Source organism: Halococcus salsus (assembly GCF_009900715.1).
GTDB classification, from domain to species: domain Archaea; phylum Halobacteriota; class Halobacteria; order Halobacteriales; family Halococcaceae; genus Halococcus; species Halococcus salsus.
Map to the genome: position 1 here is coordinate 154,506 of NZ_JAAAJC010000001.1, position 21,072 is coordinate 175,577.

21 protein-coding genes are annotated in these 21,072 nt (G+C 67.6%); 18 read left to right on the plus strand and 3 right to left on the minus strand.

Annotation, left to right across the window (positions count from 1 at the left end; all coding sequences use genetic code 11):
- Window position 1: 1 nt before the first annotated feature.
- From GT355_RS00820 to GT355_RS00850, 7 genes are all read left to right on the plus strand, one after another.
- Complete coding sequence (locus GT355_RS00820) at window positions 2-511, plus strand: uL15m family ribosomal protein (protein ID WP_160132741.1); 510 nt, start codon at window positions 2-4, stop codon at window positions 509-511.
- A 7-nt stretch (window positions 512-518) separates the two neighbouring features.
- Window positions 519-1,955 carry a preprotein translocase subunit SecY gene (gene secY / locus GT355_RS00825; RefSeq protein ID WP_160132742.1) on the plus strand — a complete coding sequence of 479 codons (1,437 nt, stop codon included), beginning with the start codon at window positions 519-521 and terminating at the stop codon, window positions 1,953-1,955.
- A gap of 78 nt (window positions 1,956-2,033) precedes the next feature.
- On the plus strand, window positions 2,034-2,240 hold the full coding sequence (locus tag GT355_RS00830) for a hypothetical protein (RefSeq protein WP_160132743.1): 207 nt from the start codon (window positions 2,034-2,036) through the stop codon (window positions 2,238-2,240).
- Window positions 2,241-2,535: 295 nt separating this feature from the next.
- Window positions 2,536-2,952, plus strand: coding sequence for a hypothetical protein (locus tag GT355_RS00835; RefSeq protein WP_160132744.1), 417 nt, complete (start codon window positions 2,536-2,538; stop codon window positions 2,950-2,952).
- Complete coding sequence (locus GT355_RS00840; RefSeq protein ID WP_160132745.1) at window positions 2,949-3,254, plus strand: DUF433 domain-containing protein; 306 nt, start codon at window positions 2,949-2,951, stop codon at window positions 3,252-3,254. Before GT355_RS00835 ends, GT355_RS00840 begins: the two co-directional genes overlap by 4 nt.
- Window positions 3,251-3,601, plus strand: a complete 351-nt coding sequence (locus GT355_RS00845; protein ID WP_160132746.1) for a DUF5615 family PIN-like protein — start codon at window positions 3,251-3,253, stop codon at window positions 3,599-3,601. Before GT355_RS00840 ends, GT355_RS00845 begins: the two co-directional genes overlap by 4 nt.
- 6 nt (window positions 3,602-3,607) lie before the next feature.
- Entirely contained in the window at window positions 3,608-3,838 is a 231-nt protein-coding gene (locus tag GT355_RS00850) for a hypothetical protein (RefSeq protein WP_160132747.1), read from the plus strand.
- Between the two features lie 135 nt (window positions 3,839-3,973).
- Here the strand turns inward: GT355_RS00850 and GT355_RS00855 are convergent, their stop codons facing one another.
- Together GT355_RS00855 and GT355_RS00860 are read right to left on the minus strand one after the other, a co-directional pair.
- Window positions 3,974-4,978, minus strand: a complete 1,005-nt coding sequence (locus GT355_RS00855) for a GNAT family N-acetyltransferase (protein ID WP_160132748.1) — start codon at window positions 4,976-4,978, stop codon at window positions 3,974-3,976.
- Window positions 4,975-6,588, minus strand: coding sequence for an alkaline phosphatase family protein (locus tag GT355_RS00860; protein WP_160132749.1), 1,614 nt, complete (start codon window positions 6,586-6,588; stop codon window positions 4,975-4,977). The genes GT355_RS00855 and GT355_RS00860 overlap by 4 nt, the downstream gene beginning before the upstream one ends.
- Before the next feature lie 390 nt (window positions 6,589-6,978).
- Between GT355_RS00860 and GT355_RS00865 the strand changes: the two genes are divergently transcribed.
- The 8 genes from GT355_RS00865 (at window position 6,979) to GT355_RS00900 (ending at window position 15,127) form a co-directional block, all read left to right on the plus strand.
- On the plus strand, window positions 6,979-7,569 hold the full coding sequence (locus GT355_RS00865; RefSeq protein WP_160132750.1) for an acyltransferase: 591 nt from the start codon (window positions 6,979-6,981) through the stop codon (window positions 7,567-7,569).
- Window positions 7,566-8,651, plus strand: coding sequence for a DegT/DnrJ/EryC1/StrS family aminotransferase (locus GT355_RS00870; RefSeq protein WP_160132751.1), 1,086 nt, complete (start codon window positions 7,566-7,568; stop codon window positions 8,649-8,651). The genes GT355_RS00865 and GT355_RS00870 overlap by 4 nt, the downstream gene beginning before the upstream one ends.
- On the plus strand, window positions 8,648-9,652 hold the full coding sequence (locus GT355_RS00875) for a Gfo/Idh/MocA family protein (RefSeq protein WP_160132752.1): 1,005 nt from the start codon (window positions 8,648-8,650) through the stop codon (window positions 9,650-9,652). Before GT355_RS00870 ends, GT355_RS00875 begins: the two co-directional genes overlap by 4 nt.
- Window positions 9,649-11,013, plus strand: a complete 1,365-nt coding sequence (locus GT355_RS00880) for a nucleotide sugar dehydrogenase (protein WP_160132753.1) — start codon at window positions 9,649-9,651, stop codon at window positions 11,011-11,013. Before GT355_RS00875 ends, GT355_RS00880 begins: the two co-directional genes overlap by 4 nt.
- Window positions 11,006-12,055 carry a glycosyltransferase family 2 protein gene (locus GT355_RS00885; protein WP_160132754.1) on the plus strand — a complete coding sequence of 350 codons (1,050 nt, stop codon included), beginning with the start codon at window positions 11,006-11,008 and terminating at the stop codon, window positions 12,053-12,055. The genes GT355_RS00880 and GT355_RS00885 overlap by 8 nt, the downstream gene beginning before the upstream one ends.
- A complete protein-coding gene (wecB, locus tag GT355_RS00890; RefSeq protein ID WP_160132755.1) occupies window positions 12,052-13,137 on the plus strand; it encodes a non-hydrolyzing UDP-N-acetylglucosamine 2-epimerase in 1,086 nt (361 codons plus the stop codon). The genes GT355_RS00885 and wecB overlap by 4 nt, the downstream gene beginning before the upstream one ends.
- Window positions 13,130-14,020, plus strand: coding sequence for a polysaccharide deacetylase family protein (locus tag GT355_RS00895; protein WP_160132756.1), 891 nt, complete (start codon window positions 13,130-13,132; stop codon window positions 14,018-14,020). The genes wecB and GT355_RS00895 overlap by 8 nt, the downstream gene beginning before the upstream one ends.
- Window positions 14,021-14,101: 81 nt before the next feature.
- Entirely contained in the window at window positions 14,102-15,127 is a 1,026-nt protein-coding gene (locus GT355_RS00900; protein ID WP_160132757.1) for a GNAT family N-acetyltransferase, read from the plus strand.
- Between the two features lie 84 nt (window positions 15,128-15,211).
- Here the strand turns inward: GT355_RS00900 and GT355_RS00905 are convergent, their stop codons facing one another.
- Entirely contained in the window at window positions 15,212-16,321 is a 1,110-nt protein-coding gene (locus GT355_RS00905) for a DUF354 domain-containing protein (protein ID WP_160132758.1), read from the minus strand.
- A 306-nt stretch (window positions 16,322-16,627) separates the two neighbouring features.
- On the opposite strand from GT355_RS00905, the gene GT355_RS00910 reads away from it, so the two are divergent.
- The 3 genes from GT355_RS00910 to GT355_RS00920 all read left to right on the plus strand — a co-directional run bounded on the left by GT355_RS00910 (window position 16,628) and on the right by GT355_RS00920 (window position 20,968).
- The gene (locus tag GT355_RS00910; protein ID WP_192927937.1) at window positions 16,628-18,058 is read left to right on the plus strand and encodes a PGF-CTERM sorting domain-containing protein; all 1,431 of its coding nucleotides are present in this window, start codon (window positions 16,628-16,630) and stop codon (window positions 18,056-18,058) included.
- A 180-nt stretch (window positions 18,059-18,238) separates the two neighbouring features.
- On the plus strand, window positions 18,239-19,657 hold the full coding sequence (locus GT355_RS00915; protein WP_160132760.1) for a PGF-CTERM sorting domain-containing protein: 1,419 nt from the start codon (window positions 18,239-18,241) through the stop codon (window positions 19,655-19,657).
- 93 nt (window positions 19,658-19,750) lie between these two features.
- The gene (locus tag GT355_RS00920; protein WP_160132761.1) at window positions 19,751-20,968 is read left to right on the plus strand and encodes a prenyltransferase/squalene oxidase repeat-containing protein; all 1,218 of its coding nucleotides are present in this window, start codon (window positions 19,751-19,753) and stop codon (window positions 20,966-20,968) included.
- Window positions 20,969-21,072: the final 104 nt, after the last annotated feature.

Genomic DNA, 21,072 nt, shown 5'->3' on the forward strand with positions numbered 1-21,072 from the left:
GATGACTTCCAAAAAACGACGCCAGCGCGGCTCGCGCACCCACAGCGGCGGCACCCACAAGAACCGACGTGGGGCCGGCCACCGTGGCGGGCGCGGTCGTGCGGGACGCGACAAGCACGAAAAGCACAACTACGGGCCGCTCGGCAAACACGGTTTCAGCCGGCCCGAGAAGACCACCGAGGACGTCCGGACGGTCGACGTCCGCGAGCTCGACGAGGACGCGGCGCTCTACGCCGCCGACGGCCTCGCCGAGGAGACGGGCGACGGGTTCGCGCTCGACGCCCGCGACATCGTCGAGGACGGCCACGACGCCGACGTGGTGAAGGTGCTCGGCGGCGGGCAGGTCCGCCAGTCGCTCGACGTGACCGCCGACGCGTTCTCCGAGAGCGCGCGCGACCTGCTCGCCGACGCGGGCGGGGAAGCGACCCTGAGCGAGCGCGGCGAGGAACGCAACGCGGAAGCGGACGACGAGGACTCGGACGAAGAAGCTACAAACGCGGAGTCCGAGTAATCGCTAAATGGGTTGGAAGGAGACCGCCGAACCGGTTCTGACGCGGATGCCCTCGGTCACACAGCCCGAGGGTCACATCCCGTTCAGACGCAAGCTCGCGTGGACCGCGGGCGTGCTCGTACTGTATTTCTTCCTGACGAACGTCACGCTGTACGGGCTCCAGGGTACCGGGAGCAACCCGTTCGGCCAGTTCGGGTCGATCCTCGCACTGAGTCAGGGGACGGTCCTCCAGCTCGGGATCGGGCCGATCGTGACCGCGAGCATCGTGCTCCAGCTCCTCGGCGGTGCCAACCTGCTCGGTCTCGACACCAACGACCCACGCGACCAGGTGCTCTATCAGGGGCTTCAGAAGTTCCTCGTGGTGGTGATGATCTGTATCACCGGCCTCCCGATCGTCTTCTCGGGCTTTCTGCCCCCGAGTGGCGACGTCGCCGCCTCGCTCGGTATCGGTACGTTCGGCGTTCAACTCCTGTTGTTCGCCCAGATCTTCGTCGGCGGCGTCCTGATCCTGTTCATGGACGAGGTCGTCTCGAAGTGGGGTGTCGGCTCGGGGATCGGGCTGTTCATCATCGCGGGCATCAGCGAGCAGCTGATGCTCGGGATCTTCGGCCAGGGACAGCTCCTCGCCGGCTGGTTCGGGATCCTCACCGGGTCGATCGAGGCCTCGCCGCTGACGGCCGACGGGCTCCAGACGATCCTCTTCGGTCAGGGACAGATCGTCGCGCTCCTCACCACGGTGTTGATCTTCGTAGTGGTCGTCTACGCCGAGAGCGTCCGGGTGGAGATCCCGCTCTCGCACGCCCGCGTCAAGGGCGCGCGGGGGCGCTTCCCGGTGAAGCTGATCTACGCGAGCGTCCTGCCGATGATCCTCGTGCGGGCGCTCCAGGCCAACATCCAGTTCATCGGGCGCATCCTCAACTCCCAGGTCGGTCTGCCACCGTGGCTCGGTGTCTACGGCAGCCAGGGTCAGCCCACGGGCGGGCTGTTCTACTACCTCGCGCCGATCTACCAGCCACAGGACTGGCAGTGGTGGGCCGGCAGCGTGAGCGCCGAGGTCTGGCAGGTGCTCATTCGCGTCGGCGTCGACCTCACGTTCATGGTGGTCGGCGGCGCGATCTTCGCGGTCTTCTGGGTCGAAACCGCGGACATGGGTCCGGAATCCACCGCGAAGCAGATCCAGAACTCCGGGATGCAGATCCCCGGCTTCCGTCAGAACCCCGGCGTGATCGAGAAGGTCCTTGAACGCTACATCCCGCAGGTCACGGTGATCGGCGGGGCGCTCGTGGGCGTGCTCGCGGTCGGCGCGAACATGCTCGGCACCATCGGGCTGGTCTCGGGAACGGGGCTCCTGCTCACGGTGTCTATCACCTACAAGCTCTACGAGGAGATCGCCGAAGAGCAGTTGATGGAGATGCACCCCGTGATGCGCCAGATGTTTGGGTAGCAGACCCGAACATCTGAAAAGAAGTCAATAAACAGACGTTCTTTCTGACCATGCTGACCTCCTTCAGGAGGGGTCGACGTGACCGACGGCAACGCGCCGAGATGTACACTTCCGTCGTGTGACGAGCCAGCAGTCGTCGACTACGACGACACTCGTGACCCCGAGAGCGGGCAATCCACCCAACTGTTCGGGAGCATATCGAACGCGCCGGAAGTTACGCCGATGTATCGACCTCCGGCACTGGCATCCATATCCTCGCTCGCGGCGAGCTCCCTGAAGGCGTGAAGTCCATCGACGCTTCACTACCGGATGATCGCGCTGGAGAGCTCTCGAACGCCGAAATCGAGGTCTACAACTCCGTTAGAGCCGGTTGCCGTTTGCGTCTGTATAGTTGAGCGGAAACGGCTGTGGCCGGGTGCTCTAACACCCGTCCGCACTTCCTGCTGCACCGCGGGGAAGCCCGGAGTGCCACGTCCGTTTCTACCCCACCTATTGACTCGTTGAGTACAAAGATTAGCCTATACGATGACTACATTGCGAACAGGGCAATGTTTAACCGAACCAGTCGCTTACGACGGGTATGGGACGAACACGCGCGCTCCTCACGGATACCGACCGGAAGCAGATAACCGGTGAGGAGGGGGCCGACCGCCGTTACCAGTCCGCCACGCGCATCCGGCGGCGGGTTGAGGAACTGGAGCGGGATGCCGAAATCCTCTCTGAGCACCATCCGGACCTACTCGAAGAGCTTCGGGAAGCCTTCGGTGCGACGGAGGATGGTCGTCTCAAGCGCCTAAGCAAGGATATCGGGGAACCCATCACGGTCGGTGACCGCGTATACGAGGACGGAGACGTTCACGAGCTCGCCACCGATGGAGGCGAGGATAGTGAGGACGAGGAGGAGAACACGGCCGCCAGCCCCGATGCCGACGAGGGCGGCCCGGCGGGAGCTCGTGACGAGGAGCAGACCGAGGACAAAGAGGACGACTCCGAATGAGCACGCACGTGAAAATCGTCAAGACGCCCGACGTACTGCACGGTAAGCCACGGTTCGACGGCACCCGTATCGGCGTCTACATGATAGCCGAGGGGATTCGAGAAGGCGGCTGGACGGTCGAGGAGACCGTAGCGGAGTACCCCGACCTCTCGCGTGAGCAGGTCGATGCGGCGCTCGACTACTACGACGACCACCCGGAAGCGATGGACGTCATCCGCCAAGGGAAAGAGGCCAATCGTCGTCTTATCCAAGAGCGGAGCCGTGCTCCGACCGGTGACTCCGAGGGCGAGATAGAAGGGTGAATCGGCTCCAAGACAGGGAGGTACGAATCCTCTGCGACCAGAACGTCGCCGCCAAGTATACTAACGCCTTCGAGGAGGCGGACTGGATAATCGTCAGTACAGTCCGTGAGGAGCTCTCGATGGATACTGACGACGTAAATATCAGTAAGTTCGCCGAAAGCAATAGGTTGATTATCCTCTCCGGGGATAACGACTTCCGCAAATTAGACCACGACCGCGGGTTCCTCTTCTATTCACACACCGAGCGCCCCCCGCCGGGCGACGTGCTTGAGGCCGTTCGCGCTATCACCGACGCCTATACCGACCATCGGGCTATCGACGAAAACGTCCCCGATGGCTGGGTCTAACGCTGGATGGTCGACTCGCTCCCGGCAAGCGTGGCAGAATACGTAAGCGAGCACCGCGAGGTAACGCCGGACGAGGTACTTCGGGAGTGCGAGATAGACGAGTCTTGGCGGCCGCAGGTCGAGCACTACCTCGCTATTACGCGCTACTCGCTCTACAAAGACAACCCGGAGAACGACGCTGACGGGCTCCGGTGGGACCGCGTAGAGTGGGATGATGTGAGACACTGGAAGATATAGACAGGCGCTCCGACCAACACTGACTGCAGTGTCTTTCTATTACCAATTCCGAACTATCCCGGTTTGCAGGTTGAGGACGATGCGAACGACGACGATTCGTAGCGCTATCGAGGATTTAGCCCACCAGCGACCGCGTTACTGCAGCCGGGTGTACGCCTCGCGCACCAGCGCCATCGCGGGGCCCGCGCGCTCGGCTTCGTGGTAGGTCCGGAGTTCGGGGTCGAACTTCGCTTTGTACCGATTGAGTCGGCGTTCGTCGGCCCCCACGAGGTCGTAGGAATCGATCCCCCGATCCATCGCGTCGCGCATGATGTGCCAGTCGACGAGGTCGTTCACCGGGACCCCCGCGTCGTGTTTCGCGCCGCCCTGCCACCGGTAGATCGTGTCGTCGTCTTCGAGGGTGATCATCCCGCCCGCGAACCGACCGTCGACCCGGCAGACGTAGGGCCGGAGGCGACCCTCGTCGAGTCCATCCTGGAGGGCGAGCACGAGCCCCGGCGTGACGCCGTAGGACTTGCCCTGGGACTCGTAGCGCCGGTAGACCTGGGTGACGATTCGCCGGACCGCGCGCTCGCCGCCCTCTTCGACCACGCAGTTCTCGGGCGGGCCGTCGCGGACGTTGCTCCGCGCGTCGGAGCTGAAGCGCTTCAACAGCGCGTCTTCACCGACGGAGAGGTCCACCGTGTAGGTGTGCCCGAGCGAGACCCGCATGTCGTTCCATTCGAGCGGCCGGAGGTCGGTGTAGCGATAGTCGCTCCGGACGTGGGTGTAGCGCGGCTCGATCACCTCGTCGATCCACTCGAAACAGCCGTCGACGAAGCGCTCGTGGCGGCGCTCGCGCTTGCGTTGCTTGAGCTTCCCCATGTTGAGGAGGGCGGGACCGAGATAGGGAACGAGGAGGCCCGGTGGGGGCGAGAAGGCGGTCGAAACCCCGAACCGTGTCACCTCGAAGACGGGGAAGATCCCTACGACCTCCTGGCCCTTGTAGCCGATCAGGTGGTGACAGTCGGCGTTCGCGTACTCCGCGAGCGCCGCGAGGCTCCCCCGGTAGTGGAAGGGGTTGGTCCCCGGCGACCGGTCCACGTACGAATCCCACTGTTCCAGCTCGTCGTCCGTCGCGTTTCTGATGGTGATGCTCATTCGAGGTATCCTAAGTCCGAGAGTCGTGCTTCGACGGCCTGTTCGTCGGTCGATTCGCGCGTCCGCGGTTCGGCTTCCGGGTACGTCCGCTCCCCGACGGGGTCGACCACGGGAAGCACTTCGCCGTCCATGTGCTCGCCGCGCGGGTGGTCGAGCGCCGCGAGCACCGTCGGGGCGACGTCGAAGAGGTGGGCCCCGTCGAGCGACGCGTCGGGATCGACACCCGCCCCCGAGATGGCGACGAAGCCGTCGCGTTTGTGGTTGTAGGGTTCGGTCGGCGGCCCGAACGCCGACTCGCGGAGCCCCGTCGAGAGGAAGTTGTCGAACCCGTGAGGGACGAGCACGATGTCGACCGCGTGCTCGACGTGCGGCCCCTCGAAGTACGCCTCGCGCGGCGCGACGTCGTCGAAGGCGGGCTCCCCATCCGGGGTTTCGACCCCCGACAGCAACTCGATCAGCCGCTCCCGAACCGCGTCGTACTCCTCGGGAGCCACCACGCCCTCGGGGTCGCGTCCGGCGACGTTGAGTCGGACGCCGCACTCGATGTGTGAGCGGGCGTAAGCGGTCGAACGCGGGAAGTCGACCCCTTCGGTCCCGGCGCGGACCATCGACTTCGGGACGTGCCGCACGACGAACTCCGCGATGCCGAGCCGCGAGAGCACGCTATCGACTCGCTGGCTGGTGACCCCCGCACGGGTCGCCAGCCCCATCGCGCGTTCGAGGAGCGCGTTCCCGTCGGCGCTCTCGCCGCGGTCGTCGAGGAACTCCTCGTTCCGGATGACGTCCCACGACGGCATCCCGCCGCCGCGCGTCGTCTCGACGAATCCCTCCTCACGGAGGAGGGTGTTCACCCGTACGTCGTAGCCCTCGTACCGGCCGATGCCGTGGTCGCTCGCCAGCACCACGACATCGGGGTCGCAGGATTCGAGGGTCGCGGCGATCTGGTCGTCGACCGCCTCGTAGACCGCCCGGAGCGCGTCGCGGTCGCCCGGACACTCGTGGAAGACGGTGTCCGTATTTTGAAACTGGAGGAAGCCGAACTCGGGGTCGAACCGGTCCGCGAGGTACCGGAACGCCTCGCCGCGCATTCGAACCGTCTCGCGGTACTCCGCGACCTTCTCGTCGGTGGTGGTCTCCCCGCCGCCGGTGTGGCGCGGGTAGACCCGATAGCCGCCGATCTCGTCTCGAACCTCGTCGAGGAGCCCCTCGGGCTGGCACGTCGGCGAGTCGGGGGCGGTGTAGCCGGGGATCAACGCCCCGTCGAACGCCCGCGGGGGATGCGTCACGGGCACGTTGACGACCACGCTGCTCGTCCCCTCCGTATCGAGGAGCTCCCAGAGCGCGCGCTCGCGGACGTGGGTCGCGTTGACGACGTCCCAGTCGTAGCCCTCGAAGTCGAGAAAGCCGTAGACACCGTGTTTGCCCGGGTTCACACCGGTGTAGAGCGACGGCCACGCGCTCGGGGTCCACGGCGGGATCTGGGATTCGAGCGGCCCGCTCGCGCCGTCGGCGCGGATCCCGTCGATCGCGGGGAGGTCGGCACCGCTCGCCGCGAGCGTCTCGAACACCGGCTCGCACGCCGCGTCCAGCCCGACGAGCAGCGTCTTCATCCGTCGGTCCGTCCGCCGGCGGGGTCGGTCGGGGTGTGGTCCGTGGCCATGCGTCGGTTGTGCGCCCTAATCCGGTCGCCGGCCGTGAATCTACCGATCCGACGGGAACGACCCGTCGAAGCGAACCGCCGCTCCCCGGCGGGTCCGCGCCCTCTCGGTGCCCCAAACCGGTCGGTGCCGGCTATCGGATGGGAAAACACATATGTGAGAACGGACTCTACCCGGATGAGACCACACGCAGTGATAGTCATCCGATCGTCCTGACCGAATCCGCCCACCGATGACCGACCACTCACCCCCTCCAACGACGGTACTCGTCCCGGTGGAGCCACGTGTCCCCGCACGGATCGCCGACCCGGTTCGCACGGCCTCCGACCGAGGTGTACGGCCGTGACAGGCGAGACACGCGCGCACACCGGGAGGAACGCGACCATCGACGACGGCGCGACCGTCGGCTACTCACACGACCCCGACGCCCCGCCGGCCCGACTCGGCGACGACGCGACCGTTCGCGCCGGCACCATCGTCTACGCCGACGTCGAAGTCGGCGACGGCTTCTCTACGGGTCACAACGCCCTCGTCCGCGAGGCCACCCGTATCGGCGACGACGTCCTCGTTGGCACCGACGCCGTGGTCGACGGCACCACCACGATCGGCTCGCACGTCAGCCTCCAGACCGGCGTCTACCTCCCGACGAACACCACGATAGGGTCTCAGGTGTTCGTCGGCCCGCGAGCCGTCCTCACGAACGACCCCCATCCCGTGCGCCGCGAGGCCGACCTCGCCGGCCCGACGCTCGAAGACGGCGTCTCGGTCGGTGCGAACGCCACCATCCTCCCCGGCGTCTCGATCGGTGAGGGGTCGTTCGTCGCTGCCGGCGCGGTCGTCACCCGCGACGTCCCGCCCGAGACCCTCGCACTCGGCGTCCCCGCACGCCACGAACCGCTCCCCGACTCCCTTTCCGGTGAGAACTCCATATGATTCCGATAGCCAACCCACAGCTCGGCGACCGCGAGAAAGCACGTATCGGCGAGGTGATCGATTCCGGTCAGCTCGCCGACGGTCCAGAGGTCCGCGCGTTCGAAGACGAGTTTGCGGACTTCTGCGGCGCGACACACGGTATCGCAACCACCAACGGCACGACCGCCCTCCACACCGCGGTCGAGGCGCTCGGCCTCGGCCCCGGCGACCGCGTGGTCACGACCCCGTTCTCGATGATCGCGAGCGCCAACTCGATACGGCTCGCGGGTGCCGAACCCGTCTTCGCCGACATCGACCCCGAGACGTTCAACCTCGACCCCGACGCCGTCGAGCGGATCGTCCGCGAACAGGACGTGGACGCGATCCTCCCGGTCCACCTGTTCGGCCTCCCCGCCGACATGCCTCGTCTGCGGGCGATCGCCGACGAGCACGACCTCCTCGTGATCGAGGACGCCGCACAGGCCCACGGGGCCGCGATCGACGACGAGCGCGTCGGCACCTTCGGCGACGTCGCGTGTTTCTCCTTCTACCCGACGAAGAACATGACCACCGGCGAGGGCGGCATGGTGCTCACCGACGACCCCGACGTGGCCGCACGCGCACGGAGTTTCATCAACCACGGTCGGACCGCCGATGGCGCGGCCTACGAACACACGAGGCTCGGCCAGAACTACCGGATGACGAGTCTGCTGGCCGCCATCGGTCGGGTCCAGGTCGGCGACCTCCCCGAGCACAACGAGGCGCGGCGCGCGAACGCCGCCCGGCTCACCGCGGAGCTCCCCGAGTGGGTCGACACCCCGGTCGAACCCGCGGGACGGCGGCACGTCTATCACCAGTACACGATCCGTACCGACGACCGCGACGCGCTCGCCGACCACCTCGAAGCCAGGGGGGTCGGTACCGGGGTCTACTACCCCGTTCCGATACACGAACAGCCCGTCTACGACGACGTCGACCCCGACGTGCCGGTCGCCGAACGAGCGGCGCGGGAGGTGCTCTCGCTGCCGGTCCACCCCGCCCTCTCGTCGGCCGACGTCGACGAGATCGTCGCCGCGGTCGCCGCGGCGGGGGTCGAGGCGTGAGCGCCACGGCGACCACACGGGCCGGCGTCATCGGCGTCGGGAGCATGGGGCAGAACCACGCGCGGGTCTACGCCGAACTCCCCGACGTCGAACTCGTCGGCGTCGCGGACACCGACGAGCAGCGGGCGAACGAGGTCGCCACGCGACACGATACGGTCGCGAGGGCGCGCGCCGACCTCCTCACGGCGGTCGACGTGGTCTCGATCGCGGTGCCGACCGCCTACCACTACGACCTGGCGCGCGAGTGCATCGAGGCGGACGTCGCCGTTCTCGTCGAGAAGCCGTTCGTGGCCGACCCCGAGGACGGCCGCGAGCTCTGCGACCTCGCCGACGAACGTGACGTGACGCTTCAGGTGGGCCACATCGAGCGGTTCAACCCCGCCGTCGAGGCGGTCGCAAGCGTGCTCGCCGACGAGGAGATCCTCGCGTTCGACGCCCGTCGACTCGGCGCGCCACGCGAGCGCGACATCAAGGACGGCGCGGTGATGGACCTCATGATCCACGACATCGACGTGGTCTGCTCGCTCGTCGACGACGAGATCGACCGCGTCAACGCGGTCAGCACCGAGGGCGGGCGGTACGTCGACGCCCAGCTCGGCTTCGCCGAGGGGGCCGTCGGGAGCCTGACGGCGAGCCGGGTGACCCAACGCAAGATCCGCGAACTCACGATCACCGCCCGGGACTGCTGGATAGTCGTGGACTACATCCACCGATCGATCGACGTCCACCGACAGTCCCCGCCGGAACCCGACGACGCGCCGTACACGGAGTTCCGGTCGGGGGTGTGGCGGCGCGGGATCGACAGCAACGAGGGGATCATCGAACAGCCGGTGGTCGGCGACGGCGAACCGCTCAAAAAGGAGATCGCCTCGTTCGTCGAGTGCGCCCGGACCGGGCGCGAGCCGGTGGTCTCCGCTGCGGACGGGCTCCGCGCCCTCCGGATCGCAAAACGGATCGACCGCCTCGCCGAGCCGAACCCGGTAGAGGCCGACCCCCGATGAGCTCGTCCGGCTCGCCCGCCGCCTACGGCGACGATGCGTCCGTCGAGCGCCGCCGGACGGCGTTCGAGAACGGCGACCTCCCGGTCGCGGTCTACGGGCTGGGGAAGATGGGGCTGCCGCTCGCGGCGGTCTACGCCGAGACCTCCGGGGCCGTCGTCGGGGCGGACGTCGACGAGGCCGTGGTCGAGTCGGTGAACCGCGGCGAGTGTCACGTCACGGGCGAACCCGGTCTTCCCGACCTCGTCGCGGATCTCGTCGCCGACGGCGCGCTCCGGGCGACCAGCAATCAGGAGGCCGCGGCGATGGCGGACGTCCACGTCCTCATCGTGCCGACGAAGCTCGACGCCGGGAACGCGCCCGACCTCTCGATCCTCGAATCGGTCGTCGAGGACGTCGCGACCGGTCTCGCGGCGGGCGACCTCGTGGTCGTCGAGTGTACGGTGCCGCCGAAGACCTGCCGCGAGGTGGTTGGCCCCCTGCTCGAACGCGAGACGGGCCTCTCGATGGGCGAGTTCGGTCTCGCGTTCTGTCCCGAACGGACGTCGAGCGGGCGCGCCCTCGAGGACATCCGTGGGGCTTACCCGAAGGTCGTCGGCGGGGTCGACGAGGCGAGCACGCGTGCCGCGACCGCGATATACGAGGCGATCAACGCCAAGGGCGTGCTCGCGGTCTCCGACGCGGCGACGGCCGAAGCAGTCAAATTATTCGAGGGTGTCTATCGCGACGTGAACATCGCGCTGGCGAACGAACTCGCGCGGTTCACCGACGACCTCGGGATCGACGTGGCCGAGGCCATCGCGACCGCGAACACACAGCCCTTCTGTGAGATCCACGACCCCGGCCCGGGCGTCGGGGGCCACTGCATCCCCTACTACCCGTACTTCCTCGCCCACGGCCGGACCGAGGACGCGCCGCTCCTGCGGACCGCCCGCGCCGTCAACGACTCGATGCCGGGGTTCGTGGTCGGGAAACTCGACGAGGAGTTCGAGGCCGAGGGCCGGAGCCTCGACGGCGCACGCGTCGCCGTGCTCGGGCTGACCTACCGACCCGGGGTGAACGAACTCGCGAAGACGCCGGCCGAACCGATCATCGACGGCCTCGGCGAGGCCGGTGCCGAGGTGTTCTGCGTCGACCCGCTGCTCGACGACTTCTCGCGTTTCGACGCCACCCCGATCGGGATCGACGACCTCCCCACCCAGGACCTCGATGCGGCGGTGATGGTGACCCCGCACGAGGCGTTCGACGCGGTCGACTGGCAGGGCTTCGAGTCGGGGATCGTCGTCATCGACGGTCGCGGAACGCTTGATTTATCCCGGACACCCCACAGGGTGTATACGATAGGGAGCGGACTCGATGTATAACGGGAAAACAGTCGGCGTCGTGGTACCCGCCCACAACGAGGAGGCGTTCGTGGGTCGCGTCATCGAGACGATGCCCGCGTTCGTCGACCGGGTCTACGCCGTCGACGACCGTTCGAGCGACGGAACCTGGGCGGAGATCCAACGCCACGCCGAGCGCGCCAACCGCGAACGCGCCGGCGGGATGCCGCTCACCGACGGCGGCGCGTACGCCGACACCGTCGTCGAGGCGATCCGCCACGACACCAACCGGGGCCGCGGCGGCGCGGTCAAGACGGGCTATCGCCACGCCCTCGAGGACGGCCTCGACATCATCGCGGTGATGGACGCCGACGGCCAGATGAACCCCGACATGCTGAGCCGGATCATCGAACCCGTCGCCGACGGCCGGGCCGACTACGCGAAGGGAACCCGGCTCCTCCACCGCGACCGCTCGGAGATGTCGAACTGGCGCTTCTTCGGCAACTCGCTGCTGACGTACCTCACCAAGATATCCAGCGGCTACTGGCGGATGAGTGACCCCCAGAACGGCTTCACCGCCGTCTCCTACGAGGCGCTCTCGCGGATCGATCTCGATTCGCTCTACGACGATTACGGGTTCCTCAACGACATGCTCACGACCCTCAACGTACACGACTTCCGGGTCGCGGACGTCTCTCACCCCGCGGTCTACGGTGACGAACAGAGCGGTATCCGCTACTCGACCTTCATCCCGAAGCTCTCGACGCTGCTCGCCCGCAACTTCGTCCGGCGGCTGGTGTTGCAGTACGTCATCTACAGCTTCCACCCGCTGGTCCTGCTCTACTTCTTCGGCATCGTGAGCGGGCTCACCGGGCTGCTCGGCGTCCTCGTGACGCTCGCGAGCGCGTTCGGTCCCGGGGAGGTCTTCCTCCGGGGCGGGCTCTCGATGCTCCTGCTCGTCGTCGGCGGCATCGCCATCTCGGTGGCGATGGCCTACGACCTCCAGGCCAACGCGGGGCTCGAAGTGATGCACGAGGACCGGTTCGCCGACGACGATCCGCGACGAACCGAGGTCGAACGATGAAGGTCGTCTCGGTGGTGGGCGCGCGCCCGCAGTTCGTGAAGGCCTTCCCGGTCTCGCGCGTGCTCCGCGAACGCCACGAGGAGGTGTTGGTCCACACCGGCCAGCACTACTCCGAGTCGATGTCGGACGTCTTCTTCCAGGAGCTCGACATCCCCACCCCGGAGTACAACCTCGGGGTCGGCTCGGGCACCCAGGGCGAGCAGACCGGCCGGATCGTGACCCGGTTCGGCGAGCTCGTCGAGCGCGAGGACCCCGACACGGTCGTGGTCTACGGCGACACCAACTCCACGCTCGCGAGCGCGGTCGTGACCGCCAAGACCGACGCCCGGCTGGCCCACGTCGAGGCGGGCCTGCGGAGCTACAACCGCGAGATGCCAGAGGAGGTCAACCGCGAGCTCACCGACCACGTCTCCGACCTGCTGTTCGCGCCGACCCGCCGCGGCGTCGAGAACCTCCGGAAGGAGGGCGTCGGGAACGTCCACCTCACGGGCGACGTGATGTACGACGCCATCCGCTGGGCGCGGTCGCGCGCCGCCGAACACTCCGCGGTGCTCGCGGCGAACGACCTCGCGGACGACGAGTACGTCCTCGCGACCGTCCACCGCGCGGGCAACACCGACGACCCGGACCGATTGGGGGCGATCATGGGCGCGCTCTGTGAGCTCGACCGAGAGGTCGTCTTCCCGATCCACCCGCGGACGATGGAGTATCTCGACGAGTACGGCCTGCGCGAACGGGTCGAGTCGTCGATAACCCTGATCGACCCCGTGGGCTATCTCGACTTCGTCCGGCTGCTCGACGGGGCCGAGCGCGTCGCCACCGACTCCGGTGGCGTCCAGAAGGAGGCGTTCTTCCTCGACACCCACTGTGTGACCCTCCGCGAGGAGACCGAGTGGGTCGAGACCATCGACGCGGGTTGGAACGTCCTCGTCGGGGCCGACCGCGAGGCCATCACCCGCGAGCTCACCGCGCCGGTGTCGTTGCCCGAAAAGCCCGAGCTCTACGGCGACGGCGACGCCGCCGAACGGATGGTCGAGCTGATCGAGCGCGACGCGGGGTCGACGGACGGCGCGGATGGCTGAGTTCGCGCTCTGTCTCACCCACGACGTCGACCGACCGTACAAGACCTATCAGGCCGTCTACGACGCGATCCGCGAACGCGACCCGAGCCGTCTCGGCGCGCTCCGGCCCGGCAACGACCCCTACTGGCAGTTCGAGACGCTGATGGGGATCGAGGAGGACTTCGATGTGCGCTCCGCGTTCTACTTCCTCTCGGAACCCGGTCTCGGAGCGCACGCCCCCTCGAAACGGCTCCGACCCCGCTACTGGCTCGAACACCTCGGCCGGTACGACGTCGAAGCCCCACGGATGGCGAACGTCATCAACGCGCTCGACGAGGGCGGGTGGGAGGTCGGCCTCCACGGCTCCTACGACACCGCCGACGACCGCGAGCGATTGCGAGTGGAAAAGGAGCGTATCGAGGGCGTCGTCGGCCATCCGGTGCGGGGCGGCCGACAGCACTTCCTGCGCCACGGCCCCGACACCTGGGCCCACTACCGTGCGCTCGGGCTGGAGTACGACAGCTCGCTCGGGTCGAGCACCACCTACGGCTTCGACCACGGCTACGACCTCCGCCACCCGTTCGACGACGAGTTCGCCGTCTTCCCGCTGACGGTCATGGAGGTCGCGCTCGTCGAGGGGACCGCGGACTTCGATGCGGCGTGGCGGGAGTGCGAGCGGCTGCTGGAGGAGGCGGCCGCGAACGACGCCGTGATGACGGTGCTCTGGCATCCGCGCTACGTCGGCCCCGACTTCCCGGGTTACCGTGAGCTCTACGAGCGCCTCATCGAGCGCGCCCTGGAGATGGACGCCTGGGTCGGCTCGCCGGGTGCGTATCTCGATCGTGTGAACGGAGCTTCCGACGACACGACACCGGATGACACCGCACCGGAACTCACCGACTGAGCGGCGAAAGGGAAACCCTTTATCGGGCCGCCGGAGTGAAAATTCCACGATGAACAGTAGCTCCCTCGCTCCGATCCGGCCATGAGATTCGAGCGGCTCGACCTCGACAGCTGGGAATCGGGACTCCCCGCCTCGGGCTTCGAGGTCTTTCACACCCCCGACGCCCTCGACGTCCTCGACCGCCACGCCGCGGGCGACCGACTCCTCGTCGGCGGCTACCGCGGCGAACAGCTCGTGGGGATGATCCCCCTGTTCGTTCGCCGCGTCGCGGGACTCCGGGTGGTCTCCTCGCCGCCGCCGGGGATGGCGATCCCGGGTCTCGGCCCGCTGGTGATGCCGACGAGCCCGAAACGACGCAAGCGGGAGAAGGTCAACCGCGAGTTCACCGCCGGTCTGCTCGACGCGATCGAGGCCGACGACCCCCGAACGCTGGTTCGGTTCATCGGCCATCCCGCCTACCCCGACCCACGACCCTACCGCTGGGAGGGGCTCTCGGTCGACCCGAGCTTCACCTACCGGCTCCCGCTCGACGAGCGCTCGTCCGACGAGGTTCTGCAGTCGTTCAGCCGGAGCCTCCGGCGCGAGATCGGGTCGGCGGAGGAGTCGGCCGTCGAAGTCGAGACGGCCGAGCACACCGTCGAGGCGGCACACGAGGTCTACGACGACGTCGCGGCTCGCTACGCCGAACAGGACGAACACTTCGGGCCGAGCTGGGCGTACGTCGAGGACCTCGTGCGGAGCCTCGACGAGCGGTGTCGGGTCTACGTCGCGCGCGAGGACGGTGTCTACGAGGGCGGTATCATCGCGCTCTACTCGAACGACGCGGCCTACTACTGGCTCGGCGGCGCGCGCTCGGGCGGCAACTCCGGGGTCAACAGCCTGCTCCACTGGCGGCTGATCGAGGACATCGTCGCCGACCCGCCCCTGGGGTCGGTCCACGAGTACGACCTGGTGGGGGCGAACACCGAACACCTCTGTCGGTACAAGGCGAAGTTCGGGGCGGACCTCGCGCCGTACTACACCATCGAGTCCGGCGGGGCCGCGATGGCGGCCGCGAAGGAGGGCTATCAGCTGGTGAACGGCGTCGCCGACCGACTGCTCGGCTGAGCACTCCCGACGCTCTTTCTTCCCGGCGGAACGTGGCCGAGTCCCGATGTCCGCCACCCGATCGTCTTCCCCGAGTTTCGGCGGTCAGTGTTCGATCGGACGCGTCTCGCGCCGGTAGGCCGGCGCGTCGTCGCGCGAGAGCCCCTCGACCGCTGAGGGCCCGTCGGGGTTGGTGGCGAGGTCGACGATGACGTCGGTGAGGTTCACCATGTCGGCCATGTAGGCGTCGCGCTTCTCCGCCCACCGCCCCGCGACCGAGTCGTCGTCGAGCAGCGAGCACGCCCGGTCGAGCGCGGCGTCGAACGAGGCGATGTTGTAGATCAGCCCCTCGCGTTCGAGTTCGATGAAGTTGCCCATGTCCGACTCGCCGACGAAGGAGTTCGAGCGGATCGCGGGGGTCCCGAGCAGGGCGGCCTCGGTCACCATCGTCTGGGTGTCGGCGACGAGGAGCGAGGCCTCGGCGAGGGCGTCGTGGAGCAGCCCCGGGTGGAGGTCGAACGGGCGCGCGTCGACGTCGTCGAAGCACATCTTGCCGCCCTCGTCCGAGACGAACACCGTCGCGTGGGGCGCGAGGCGTTCGACCAGCTGGCGACGTTTCTTCGGTCCGATCCCCGACTGGCTCACGTCGTGGTGGGAGCCGAAGGCGTTGAGCCGGCAGATCACGTAGCGCTCGTCCGGCCCGACGCCGAGCTTCTCGCGGATGTCCTCGCGCGGCGTGAAGACGTCCGGGTGGAGGTAGGCCGACTCCTTGAACCCGCGAAAGCGGTAGTGGTTCGGCCCGAGGTCCTTCCCGAAGGCATAGGGGGTGAGGATGGTGTCGGCGAAGGGCCGCGAGACGGCGTGGTCGAGCGAGGTGGGTTCGGAGTCCAAGATCAGCGTCACGGGCGTCCGCGAGAGCGCGCCGGCGTGGGCGGCGTAGGCTCCCATCCCGAAGACCGTGTCCGGGTCGTACTGGCGGGTTTGCCGGACGATCGACCAGTAGTGGGCGGGAAGGTGGCGCACCAGCGACCACTTCGTGGTCGCCAGCCGGCCGTAGAGCCGGTAGGGCAGGTCGTAGTAATCGAGGAGGGGTTTCGTGACGCCGTAATCACGGCCGAGCACCAGGACGTCGTGACCGCGCGATTCGAGGGCGTTGATGGCGTGCTTGTAGAGATGGACGTGAGCGGGGGTGTTCGTAAAAAAGAGGTGGTTCATGTACCGTTGGCTGGAGGGATGACCCCGACGCTTCTAAACACGTCGGTCGAACCTCGTGAAAAGATCGTCGCTGGTTCGTCCCCGACCTGGCGACGAAACCCGGGTCGGGGCGGTACTGCCCGCAGACGATGGGATCGAAGGCTGTGTACGAAAATTACTTTTTGGGATGGGGTGAACACAGGTCGACTCCGAGCCGTCAGTGCTATACCACAGGCCTACGGGGTATCATTCGATACGCCCGACGAACTGGCGGATTCAACACAGATGACAGGAACCAAACGCAGTCTAACGGTAGCGGTGGTGGTAGTGCTTTCGGCGGTAGTCGGGACGGTCGGCTTCGCCGGGTCGGCGGCCGCGCTCGATGCGGGTGCGTCCGCGACGTATCCACGGACGCCGGGGTCGGACACGCTCGGCACGTTCGTCTACGTCGCTCGACCGAACGACACCGTGGCTGACAACGGCATCGACACGGTCACCCTCCGGACCGAGTCCGGGAGCTTCCAGAACGTGACCGACGACGACATCTTCATGGTGATCCGGGGCGGTGAACGCATCGAGATCGCCAACCGGCAGAGCTCGATCGTCGACGTGGCGGGTATTAACACCTCCACGAGCGCCAACGGAAAGGAACTCACGATCCAGCTCCCGCGGCCGGTCCAGCCGAAGTTCGCCTCCGACAGCCCCGGAACGGGTGCCGAGGTGGCGTTCAAGGTCGACAACTTCACCACGCCGAGCCAGCCCGGTGACTACGCGGTCAACGCCACCTTCACCGACCCCTCGGGGGCGAGCGATGGCCCGACCGCGACCGACAGCTACCCGCTGAGCCAGCCCGCGATCTCGCTCTCCAACCAGAGCGTCTCGCAGTTCGACGACGACCAGAGCCTCAACGTCTCGGCGGCGGTGCCGGGCAGCGGCTACGTCGGGCTGTTCACCACGGGTCCGAACGGAGCGCCCGACCAGCTGGTGGGCTCGACCAACGTCTCCGACAACACGACACCGCAGTCGTACACGATAGACGTCGGCAACAACATCTCCGAGAGCCAGGAGATCGTCGCTGTCGCGTACACCGAGTCCCAAGGTCGCTCACAGACCCTCCGTGACGAGGAGACCTTCGACCCGACCCAGGACGACCGGCTCGTCGTCAACGGCAACCTCGTGAACGCGACGGCACAGGTCTCGACGCTCGACGTCGACGCCCAGGTGGCGGCGGGTGACGAGTACGACCAGGGTGCACGTCTCCTGTTCTCCCAGGGCGAACCCTCGACGAGCTACCAGGTCAGCACGGTCGACAACGGGAGCCTCGGGTCGAGCGTGACCAACTTCGAGACCGCGGCCAACGGCACCGCGGTGATCGACACCGCGGACCTCGAACAGGGTCAGTACGCGATCTCGCGGGTCGACGACGGTTCGATCGTGGGCCTCGACAACGACAGCACCACCGGCCCGGGCGACGACAGCTTCGTGATCACCGGCCAGCAGCTCGCCACGACCAGCGACGCGAGCACGGCGGCGACGGCCGGCGGGTCGACGGCCGCCACCAGCGGCGAGTCGACGCAGGCCGGTGCGTCGACCAGCGGGTCGGCCGGCGGTGAAGCGACACAGGCCGGCGGTGACGGCAACGCGAGCAGCGGCAACGAGAGCGGTGGCGGCAGCGGTGCAGGCGGACCCGGCTTCGGCGTCGTGGTTGCAGTGGTCGCGCTCCTCGGCGCGGCCCTCATCGCGACCCGGCGACGCTGAACCGGTCGCTTCGATTTCTTCGCTTCGTTTCGGTCTCGACCCCGCCTTCGGCGGCAGGTATGATGAGGATAACAAAGCCCTTCTGGAGTGAGATCCGGATCGACGACCATCGCGCGGGGTCCATCGGGACCACGCGCGGGTCCCGAACCGTACGACAATGAGGCAGACAAGCGAATATCCATGACGACGCGACGTACCGTACTCATCATCGCAGTGGCGCTGCTCACCGGGCTGGCCGGCGCGGCGACCGTCAGCGGCCCGGCGGCCGCGCTCAACGCGAGCTCCTCCGCTCCGTTCCCGCACTCGCCGGGCACCACCGTCGACTCCTTCCCGGTGTCGGTCACCGTCCAGCAGGGCGACGCCATCGCCCAGAGCGGGATGGGGTCGATGACGCTGAACTACGCGGCGAGCGACGGGTTCGACGGCAACCTCGCCAACGTGAGCCCGAGCGACGTTTCGGTCTACGTCTCGAACGGCACGGGCGTCGAGCCGGTGACCGCGTATCAGGTCTCGAAACAGGGTAACGGGCGGCTGGCGCTCGACTTCCAGCAGCCGGTGGGGGTCCAGCCCGGCGACCGGATCATCGCCGACGTCGGCAACGTGACGACGCCCTCCTCGTCGGATAGCTACGCCATCGGCGTCTCGACGACCGGGGCCGACGGCGGGACCGACGGTCCGGTGCCGGTCGGCTACGAGGTGGTCGCCGCCAACATCTCCTTCCCGAACCAGAGCGCCTCGCAGTTCGCCGCGAACCAGTCGGTGAACATCACCGGCGTAGTGCCGAACGCGGGCTACGTCGCCGTCTTCAAGCAGAACGACGACGGCTCGCGCGGGGAGCTGGTCGGCAACACCCGCCCGATCCTCGCGACGTACAACGAACGCAACTACTCGGTGAACCTCGGTGGTCGGGTCACGCAGAGCCAGCCGCTCGAAGCGGTGGTCTACTACGAGACGAGCGGCACCACCCAGACCGAGCGGCTCAACGGGAGCTTCGACCCGGACCAGGACGCCGTGGTCACGAACAACGGCGTGCCGGCCAACGCCACCGGCTACGTCACGACGCTCGTCGCGAGCGGCCGGCTCACGGCCGGCGAGGAGTACCGCCAGGGTGAGCGGCTCCTGTTCGCCGGGGAGCCCGGCGCGAGCTACCGTGTCAACGCGATCGACAACGGGAGCGTCGGCGGTATCCAGAGCCAGTTCCAGACCGCGGCCAACGGCTCCACGACGATCGACACCGCCGACCTCGGCGAGGGCCAGTACGTCGTCACCCGGATCGACAACGGCTCGGTCGTCGGCCTCGACAACGACAGCACCACCAGCCTCCAGGACGACAGCTTCTTCGTGACGGGCGAGACCGTCTCGACGGCCACCAGCCTCGACGCGAACACGAACGCCAGCGGCGAGGGTAACGCGAGCGACGGCACGGCGGGCGGCGCGTCGACGGAGGCCGCCGGCGGGAACGCCAGCGGCGAGGGTGACGCGAGCAACGGCAACGAGAGCGGTGGCGGCAGCGGTGCGGGCGGACCCGGCTTCGGCGTCGTGGTCGCGGTGGTCGCGCTCCTCGGTGCGGCCCTCATCGCGACCCGGCGCACGCGCTGACCGACCTCTCCCACCCCGGCCGCTTCGCCGACCGAGATCGACCGATCCGGATCCGATGGATGGATTTACCGCGAGCGTGTTCGCCGGAACGACATGAGTGATACGAGCGAGCCCCGAGCCGGTGTCGCGGGGCGAGTGCTCGGCGAAACGCTTCGGTACGCGCGCGAGCGCGACTACACCGGCTGGGACTACGGCGACGGCATGAGCAGCCGGCTGCTCCAGGCCGTCCCGGTCGAGAACAAGTGGCTCAACATCGCGGTCCAGGAGACCATCAAACGCGCGCCGGTCAACGTTCGACCCCTCTTTCTGGTCGAACAGCGCCGGAACTACAAGGGGACGGCCCTCTTCACGATGGCGAACCTCACCGCCGGACGGGTCCTCGGCGAGGGGTCGACGACCGACTACGAGCGCGAAGCCCGCGACCTCGCGGAGTGGCTCGTCGAGCACCGCACGCCGGGCTACGCGGGCTTTTGCGGGGCGCACCGTCACGAGATCCAGCACCTCGACATCCTGGGTCTACCCGAGTACCCCGACATGGTCTCGACCTCCTACGCGGTGCGGGCGCTGCTCGCCGCCCACGACGCCGGCCTCGACGACGGCGAGACGGACTACGCGGCGGTCGTCCGTTCCGTCGCGGACTTCATCGACCAGGACCTCGAATACGAGGAGATCGAGGAAGGGGCCCGGATGAAGTACGTCCCGGCGTGGTCGTCGGACCACGTCACCCTCAACGCGGTCGCGCTCGGCGGGGCCACCCTGCTCGAACTCGACGACCGATTCCCCGAGGAGGGCCACCGCGAGCGGGGCGAGAAGCTCCTCGATTACGTCGTCTCGCGCCAGCGCCCCGAGGGCGGCTGGATGTACCGCGACCCGCCCTCGGCCTCCCACCTCTCGATGGACAGCCACCACAACGGCTTCATCATCGAATCCCTCCTCCGCCACGCCGAACTCACCGGTTCGGACCGATATTCGAAAGCGCTCGACGACGCACTCGCGTTCTATCGCGAGGAGCTCTTCGAGCCGAACGGCGCGCCGAACTGGGACGAGTCGAGCGCCTACCCGCGGGACATCCACGCCGCGGCCCAGGGGATCATCGTCTTCAGCCTCGCGGGCGAGTTCGAGCTGGCCGAGCGCGTCATCGGCTGGGTGCTCGGGGCGCTCTACGTCGGCGACGGCCGCTTCTTCTACCGGCGGGAGCGCTGGTACACGAAGCGGGTCACGCTGATGCGGTGGTGTGAGGCGTGGATGTCGTACGCGGTCGCCACCTACCTCGACCGGCGCGACACCGTCGACCGGTTTCGACAGGTTTGATAAGCGGGCCGGTGAATGGACCGCATGATGCCCTTGATGCCGGGTTCTACGGTTCGCGGCGAGGTCTGTTGCGGCGGTGCGTCCCCGACACGATACCTATGACT

Coding starts and splice junctions, on each gene's coding strand:
- GT355_RS00835 (WP_160132744.1), top strand. CDS start 2,536: ATGGGACGAACACGCGCGCTCCTCACGGATACCGACCGGAAGCAGATA.
- GT355_RS00900 (WP_160132757.1), top strand. CDS start 14,102: ATGAGATTCGAGCGGCTCGACCTCGACAGCTGGGAATCGGGACTCCCC.
- GT355_RS00885 (WP_160132754.1), top strand. CDS start 11,006: ATGTATAACGGGAAAACAGTCGGCGTCGTGGTACCCGCCCACAACGAG.
- GT355_RS00855 (WP_160132748.1), bottom strand. CDS start 4,978: ATGAGCATCACCATCAGAAACGCGACGGACGACGAGCTGGAACAGTGG.
- GT355_RS00850 (WP_160132747.1), top strand. CDS start 3,608: ATGGTCGACTCGCTCCCGGCAAGCGTGGCAGAATACGTAAGCGAGCAC.
- GT355_RS00840 (WP_160132745.1), top strand. CDS start 2,949: ATGAGCACGCACGTGAAAATCGTCAAGACGCCCGACGTACTGCACGGT.
- GT355_RS00880 (WP_160132753.1), top strand. CDS start 9,649: ATGAGCTCGTCCGGCTCGCCCGCCGCCTACGGCGACGATGCGTCCGTC.
- GT355_RS00820 (WP_160132741.1), top strand. CDS start 2: ATGACTTCCAAAAAACGACGCCAGCGCGGCTCGCGCACCCACAGCGGC.
- secY (WP_160132742.1), top strand. CDS start 519: ATGGGTTGGAAGGAGACCGCCGAACCGGTTCTGACGCGGATGCCCTCG.
- wecB (WP_160132755.1), top strand. CDS start 12,052: ATGAAGGTCGTCTCGGTGGTGGGCGCGCGCCCGCAGTTCGTGAAGGCC.
- GT355_RS00870 (WP_160132751.1), top strand. CDS start 7,566: ATGATTCCGATAGCCAACCCACAGCTCGGCGACCGCGAGAAAGCACGT.
- GT355_RS00915 (WP_160132760.1), top strand. CDS start 18,239: ATGACGACGCGACGTACCGTACTCATCATCGCAGTGGCGCTGCTCACC.
- GT355_RS00860 (WP_160132749.1), bottom strand. CDS start 6,588: ATGAAGACGCTGCTCGTCGGGCTGGACGCGGCGTGCGAGCCGGTGTTC.
- GT355_RS00920 (WP_160132761.1), top strand. CDS start 19,751: ATGAGTGATACGAGCGAGCCCCGAGCCGGTGTCGCGGGGCGAGTGCTC.
- GT355_RS00895 (WP_160132756.1), top strand. CDS start 13,130: ATGGCTGAGTTCGCGCTCTGTCTCACCCACGACGTCGACCGACCGTAC.
- GT355_RS00905 (WP_160132758.1), bottom strand. CDS start 16,321: ATGAACCACCTCTTTTTTACGAACACCCCCGCTCACGTCCATCTCTAC.